At 36.0% G+C, this 6,281-nt stretch carries 7 protein-coding genes; 2 read left to right on the forward strand and 5 right to left on the reverse strand.

Annotated features, from left to right (window positions below):
* Window positions 1-276: 276 nt before the first annotated feature.
* The 4 genes from GSY74_RS10360 to rpsO all read right to left on the reverse strand — a co-directional run bounded on the left by GSY74_RS10360 (window position 277) and on the right by rpsO (window position 3,663).
* The gene (locus GSY74_RS10360; RefSeq protein ID WP_188108718.1) at window positions 277-576 is read right to left on the reverse strand and encodes a chorismate mutase; all 300 of its coding nucleotides are present in this window, start codon (window positions 574-576) and stop codon (window positions 277-279) included.
* Between the two features lie 56 nt (window positions 577-632).
* On the reverse strand, window positions 633-2,510 hold the full coding sequence (gene dnaK, locus GSY74_RS10365) for a molecular chaperone DnaK (RefSeq protein WP_164665026.1): 1,878 nt from the start codon (window positions 2,508-2,510) through the stop codon (window positions 633-635).
* A 127-nt stretch (window positions 2,511-2,637) separates the two neighbouring features.
* The gene (gene grpE / locus GSY74_RS10370; protein WP_164665027.1) at window positions 2,638-3,192 is read right to left on the reverse strand and encodes a nucleotide exchange factor GrpE; all 555 of its coding nucleotides are present in this window, start codon (window positions 3,190-3,192) and stop codon (window positions 2,638-2,640) included.
* Window positions 3,193-3,393: 201 nt separating this feature from the next.
* Window positions 3,394-3,663, reverse strand: a complete 270-nt coding sequence (gene rpsO, locus GSY74_RS10375) for a 30S ribosomal protein S15 (RefSeq protein ID WP_164665028.1) — start codon at window positions 3,661-3,663, stop codon at window positions 3,394-3,396.
* A gap of 182 nt (window positions 3,664-3,845) precedes the next feature.
* Between rpsO and GSY74_RS10380 the strand changes: the two genes are divergently transcribed.
* Both GSY74_RS10380 and GSY74_RS10385 read left to right on the forward strand, forming a co-directional pair.
* The gene (locus GSY74_RS10380; RefSeq protein ID WP_164665029.1) at window positions 3,846-4,247 is read left to right on the forward strand and encodes an Rrf2 family transcriptional regulator; all 402 of its coding nucleotides are present in this window, start codon (window positions 3,846-3,848) and stop codon (window positions 4,245-4,247) included.
* Entirely contained in the window at window positions 4,247-5,287 is a 1,041-nt protein-coding gene (locus tag GSY74_RS10385) for a DHH family phosphoesterase (RefSeq protein ID WP_164665030.1), read from the forward strand. The genes GSY74_RS10380 and GSY74_RS10385 overlap by 1 nt, the downstream gene beginning before the upstream one ends.
* A gap of 108 nt (window positions 5,288-5,395) precedes the next feature.
* Here the strand turns inward: GSY74_RS10385 and GSY74_RS10390 are convergent, their stop codons facing one another.
* The gene (locus tag GSY74_RS10390) at window positions 5,396-5,890 is read right to left on the reverse strand and encodes a transposase (RefSeq protein WP_255494610.1); all 495 of its coding nucleotides are present in this window, start codon (window positions 5,888-5,890) and stop codon (window positions 5,396-5,398) included.
* Window positions 5,891-6,281: the final 391 nt, after the last annotated feature.

The following is a 6,281-nucleotide window of genomic DNA, read 5'->3' on the forward strand; positions in this document are numbered from 1 at the left end:
GAGAATATAATCATAGAGCCTAAAGAGAGAACTATCACTATCAAAAAAGAGGAGAAACTATTGGCGATAAAAGAGAGTGAGCATGATTGGAAATTTATCGGTGACAACCAAGAGTATAGAAGACTATACCCTCAAATCTTGCCACTGGATATTTTGTCTAAAATTTAATAGGACAACCACAAGGGATTGCCCCTACGCAAAACTAGGAAGCGAAAACTTTAGTTTCGTATATTTCGAAGCTGTTGCCTCCGATTCCAAATGAATCTTACAAGAAGTCTAAAAAACTTTGGCATTTTTAAACTCTGCCACTTCACTCTCCACCATCTCATCTATCATCCGTATAAATATATCATTAATAAGATTGGGAGAGAGTCCCAGCTCTATCGCTTTGGATCTAGCACGACTTACAATATCACCAATCCTCTCCTCTGATTTTATCTCTTCGATAGAGTTCTTAAAATGAGCAATCTGTCTGATATAGGCATTTCGAAGAGCAATTAGCTCTACTAATTTCTCATCTACTATGTCTATCTCAACTCTTGTCTCTTCTAGGGTTTTGCATTTTTTAATGTTCATCTATGGTCTCCAAAAATTTTTGATTAATTATAGCATAACAGATGAAGCAGAGTCTATTACTCTACCTCTGCATCAATAATATCATCATCCTCAGCTTTTTTAGCAGGTTTAGCTTTATCACCACCCTGCTCTTTTGCATAGACAGCCTCTGCCAATTTATGAGACTTCTCTGTCAACACTTTAACCTTCTCTTCTATCTGCTCTTTTGTAGCAGAGTCATCTTTTAGGATAGCTTCTACATCAGCAATAGCAGTTTCGATTCCAGCTTTCTCTGTAGCATCAAAATTATCACCTAAATCTTTGAGCGATTTTGTAGTCTGGTGAACCAGTGCATCAGCTCTGTTTCTAGCATCTACAAGTGATTTTCTCTTCTCATCTTCTGATTTGTTTGCCTCTGCATCCTGTACCATTTTCTCAATCTCTTCATCACTTAGTCCAGACGAACCACTAATCTTAATCTCTTGAGATTTACCTGTACCTTTATCTTGAGCTGAAACTGTCAAGATACCATTGGCATCAATGTCAAATGTCACCTCAATCTGTGGCACACCTCTTGGTGCTGCTGGGATGTCTCTAAGCTCAAACATACCCAACGATTTGTTATCTTTACTAAAATCTCTCTCACCTTGAAGTACATGAATACTTACTGCTGGTTGGTTATCTTCTGCTGTTGAGAATACTTGTGACTTTTTAGCAGGGATAGTTGTACCTTTTTCGATTACTTTAGTCGTAACACCACCCAAAGTTTCAATTCCAAGACTCAATGGAGTAACATCAAGTAACAGTACATCTTTCACATCACCTTTTAGTACACCACCTTGGATAGCAGCACCAAGAGCTACAACCTCATCAGGGTTTACAGATTTATTCAACTCTTTTCCAAAGAATTTTTGAACCTCTTGCTGTACCAATGGAATTCTTGTACTTCCACCAACCATAACAATTTCGTTGATTTCAGAAGTAGTTACACCCGCATCGGAGAGAACATTTCTAATGGTTTTAACTGTACTCATTACCAAATCATCAATCAGTGACTCAAATTTGGCTCTTGTAATCTTCTGAATAAGGTGCTTTGGTCCAGATGCATCAGCTGTGATAAATGGCAAGTTGATTTCAGTCTCTGTTGAAGATGAGAGCTCTTTTTTGGCATTTTCAGCTGCGTCTTTTACTCTCTGAAGAGCCATAACATCGGCTTTGATATCTACACCAGTCTCTGATTTGAATTCAGCCGCCACAAAGTCAATAACTCTGTTATCAAAGTCATCACCACCAAGAAACGCATCTCCACCTGTTGCCATAACCTCTACAACATTATCACCAGTCTCTAGTACAGTAGCATCAAATGTACCACCACCAAGGTCATAAACAACTATCTGCTCTGCCTCTTTTTTATCAAGACCATAAGCAAGGGCAGCTGATGTTGGCTCATTGATGATTCGAAGTACATTAAGTCCAGCAATAGTTCCAGCCTCTTTTGTCGCTTTTCTCTGTGCATCATTGAAATAAGCAGGAACAGTAATAACTGCGTCAGTGACCGTTTCACCAAGATACGCCTCTGCATCCTCTTTTAGCTTCATTAAAATCTTTGATGAAATCTCTTGTGGTGTATAAATCTTATCTGCAACCTCGATTGCACACGCTCCATTTCTATTGATAATATGATATGGAAGTCTCTCTTTTGCCTCATCTGCGTGTTCTTCGTCAAACATCAACCCCATAACTCTTTTGATAGAGTAGATAGTCTTCTCTGGGTTTGTTATAGCTTGTCTCTTTGCAGACTCACCCACTAGCACTTCACCCTTATCCGTAAATGCTACAATAGATGGTGTGGTATTTTTACCCTCTTTGTTTGCTATGATTTTTGCTTCACCATTTTCATAAACACTCATTGCTGAGTTTGTTGTTCCTAAGTCAATTCCTAATACTTTACTCATATTTTTTTATTTCCTTTTATATCTAATTCTATTTTTTATATCCGAACTTCTTTCAAAACTAGGAAACGAAAACTTTAGTTTCGTCTCTTTCGGGGCTAAAGCCTCCGATTCCAAATAAAGAAGTCTGTTATTTTGCAGTTGATACCATCGCTGGTCTAAGCACTCGCTCTTTTATAGTATAGCCCTTTTGTAAAACCTGTACTATCTGACCAGCTTCATGCTCTTCACTATCAATCTGCATAATAGCTTGATGTACCTCTGGGTCAAACTCTCCCTCACTATCAATCGCTTTGATACCATTTTTTTCAAGTACCTTAGTCAATTGACCATAAGTCAAATCTAGCCCCTCTTTTATCTTACCCAATACAGCATCGCTACCATCTTCATCATCAGTCGCACTAATCATCGCCAATGCACTATCAAAAGAGTCAACTACAGACAACATATCTTTTGCAAAGCTCTCATTGGCATAAGCCACGGCTGCTGCTTTATCTTTACCTAACAGTCGTTTGCTATTTTCAAAACTAGCATGTGTTCTCAAAAATTTATCTTCCCAAGACGCTACCAAAGCCCTCATCTCTTCAAGTTCTGAAACTCCACTCTCTTCTGTTTCAACAACCTCTTCAGATTCAGGAGTCTCAATCTCAACTTCTATAGAGGATTTTTCATTCTCTTTACTCATATAGACCCTTCTCCTATTTCATTTATTTATATCATCAATATTTTGAAGATTGAACGGATTATACAACATTGAGTCAAGTTTGTCAAGGTTATTCTTAGTTTTTTCTGTAAATAAACTTTAGTCCATCACACTAAACTTTATTGAGTAGACAAAAAAAGGGTCACATACCAACCAAGAGTTAGTATGTGACCCAAAAGAGATTTAGTTTCTAATTCCCATATCAGTTTTAATGATATTCCATCTAGCAAGGTCTACTTTTTTCAAATATCTCATTAGTCTTCTTCTTTGACCAACAAGCTTAAGTAGACCAAGTCTTGATGAGTGGTCTTTCTTGTTTGTTTTCAAATGCTCTGTTAAGTACTTGATTCTCGCAGTAATAAGTGCAACTTGAACTTCTGTAGAACCTGTATCGTTCTCACCTCTTGAATATTTAGAAATAATCTCTTGCTTTTTAGCCGTATCTAAAGCCATAATGACCTCCTGATGGGTAGTTTAATTTTTTATGTGGGGTCAACACTAGACCCCAGAACACAAAATGAGCCGTATTTTACCAATTTTTGTTTAAACATAGATAAAACCTGAATTTAATATAAATTAGAGTAAAATACTCTTAATTAAAAATATTCGAATATCAATATTAAGGAAAATTTAATATGCTACTAACTCGTGCTAGTGAATATGCTCTTCTTACCTTAGACTTTATCCAAAACGCTGACAAACCCAAAGGTGCTGAGCAACTTGCTACAGAACTCAATTTTCCCAAAAGTTTTTTAGCAAAGATACTACAATCTCTTGCCAAAAATGGCATCTTGGAATCCAAAAAAGGAGCTCATGGTGGATTTATTATGGCAAAGAAGCCCTCACAAATCACCGTTTCAGAGATTATTTTGGCAGCAGAGGGAAAAGCACCTGCGATATTTGACTGCTCACAATATATCAACACATGTCCCAATGGAGCCATAGGAACTTGTAATATCTCACCTTTTTTAACTAACTTTCAACATAAAATAGATACATTTCTGCAAGAACTTACCCTTGAGGATATTTTAAAATAATGTACATCTACCACCTATCACACATCGACCTTGACGGCTACGGCTGTCAATACCTATCAAAAAACTGCTTCTCTACTATAGAGTGCTATAACGCAAACTACGGACCAGAGGTCAAAGCTAGACTAGAAGAGGCTATCACAGCCATCAAACGACAGAAGTTTCTCAACCATGATGACTCTGTAGAGCATATAATATTGATTACCGACCTAAACCTAACTACAAAAGAGGCAAACTGGCTAGAGAGAGAAGCCAAAGAGGTTGGAGCAAAAATCCAACTCCTCGACCATCATGGCTCAGGAGCAAAAACAGCAGAGCAGTTTATATGGTATAAGCTTGATACCACAAAATCTGCCACACTCATTACCTATGAGTGGCTACAAAAACATCACGATTTTGACAAAGCAAATAGCTATGCTACGGTAGTAAAAGCCATCAACGCCATAGATATTTGGTTAAGTGATGATGAGCTATTTGAGTTTGGAAAAGTAGGTTTAGGTATGATTTCAGGAGCTAGAGAGATAAATCGTGTTCTATTTCCTGCTGAGGATAGAGCATTAAAACTTTCACTAATAGATTCTATGAAAAACTATGTCACAAAGGAGAATGCTCATATTGAACTTGATGATAGTCTACATCGACTCAAAAAATCGTTTTTCAAACAAGAAAAAAACAATACCAAAGATAATCTAGTCGCTCTATATGTTACAAAACTTCTAAGTAGTGATAAACAGAGACTTATTATTGAATATAGAGGCTACAAAGGTATGTTAGGCTATAACTTAGGCAACACCTCCATATTGGGCAATACTTTTTTAGTAGAAAACCCCGACTTTGACTTCTATATGGATATAAACTTCAGAGGTAACTTCTCACTTAGAAGCAACAACAAGCTAGATGTCTCCAAAATGGCAGCCGAAATTGGCAATGGTGGAGGACACCCCAATGCCAGTGGAGGCAAGATAAAAGAGTATAAAGACTCATTTGTCTATAGTGATATCAAGGCTTTTGTTCAAGACTATATAGATGAGAAGACGACGTAATAAATGCATCGTAGGTTCGGTAACACCGAACATTAAACATCAAAACACAAAAAAATTCATCTATCTCATCAAACATCATGTATCCAAATTAAAATAATTATTGGATTTTTAATGTTCGGTGTTACCGAACCTACGGGATGAATATTGCCAATCCTGTTCATTTTTTACCCAACCGTGTTTTACAGGATTATGATAAATATATGCTTCGGTCAATATAAAATCTTTTTCATTTCTAATAGTGTGTTCGTAAAATCTTTTTTGCCATATAGGTTTGTAGCCCTCTTTTCTTCTACTTTTTGACTGCTCTATATGCTGATAATATTGAAGAGGACAATGTCTTGAAAAATAATTTTTAATACTTCTAATAATCTCAGGGTATTCAGTTCTAATCTTTGGTTTGATAATCATGTGAATATGGTCAGGCAAAACCACTATAGCTTCTATCTTATAATCAAATTTTGATTTACTATAACGAAAACTTTCACGCAATAGCTCAATATTTTCAATAAGTATTGGGTTTCTTCTATAAGTAACCATCGTCAAAAAATAGCTATGGTTCTGTCTGTACATTCGTTTATAATTTGGCATTTCAGATTCTAACATAAAAAAATATTTTATGTTAGAAATATGTCAAATTGTAATGTAGGTTCGGTAACACCGAACATAAAACATTGAATCCTAAACATTAAACCCCAAAAATCAAATCAAAATCATAAATTCAATAACACCAAACATCCAAATATTTTTATATCATAATCAAATATATGATGTTCGGTGTTACCGAACCTACTTGACCATTAACTGTTTCTATAGGCATTAATAAAAAAACAAATTTTTGTAAACTTCCAAAAACTTGACTAATATACCACTTTGATTTTCCTTCAGTTGTAATTTAACTACACTTTAGACAAATCACCCCGTCATTTCATACCCTCCACCTAACCCAAACCCAAAAAACTCATTATTCTCAAAATTCCTATCAACATTTTTATCA

Source organism: Sulfurovum sp. bin170, assembly GCF_010892395.1.
Lineage (GTDB): Bacteria > Campylobacterota > Campylobacteria > Campylobacterales > Sulfurovaceae > UBA1140.

Excerpts from the sequence above, each read along its gene's own strand:
- GSY74_RS10360 (WP_188108718.1), bottom strand. The coding sequence starts at position 576 with ATGAACATTAAAAAATGCAAAACCCTAGAAGAGACAAGAGTTGAGATA.
- dnaK (WP_164665026.1), bottom strand. The coding sequence starts at position 2,510 with ATGAGTAAAGTATTAGGAATTGACTTAGGAACAACAAACTCAGCAATG.
- grpE (WP_164665027.1), bottom strand. The coding sequence starts at position 3,192 with ATGAGTAAAGAGAATGAAAAATCCTCTATAGAAGTTGAGATTGAGACT.
- rpsO (WP_164665028.1), bottom strand. The coding sequence starts at position 3,663 with ATGGCTTTAGATACGGCTAAAAAGCAAGAGATTATTTCTAAATATTCA.
- GSY74_RS10380 (WP_164665029.1), top strand. The coding sequence starts at position 3,846 with ATGCTACTAACTCGTGCTAGTGAATATGCTCTTCTTACCTTAGACTTT.
- GSY74_RS10385 (WP_164665030.1), top strand. The coding sequence starts at position 4,247 with ATGTACATCTACCACCTATCACACATCGACCTTGACGGCTACGGCTGT.
- GSY74_RS10390 (WP_255494610.1), bottom strand. The coding sequence starts at position 5,890 with ATGTTAGAATCTGAAATGCCAAATTATAAACGAATGTACAGACAGAAC.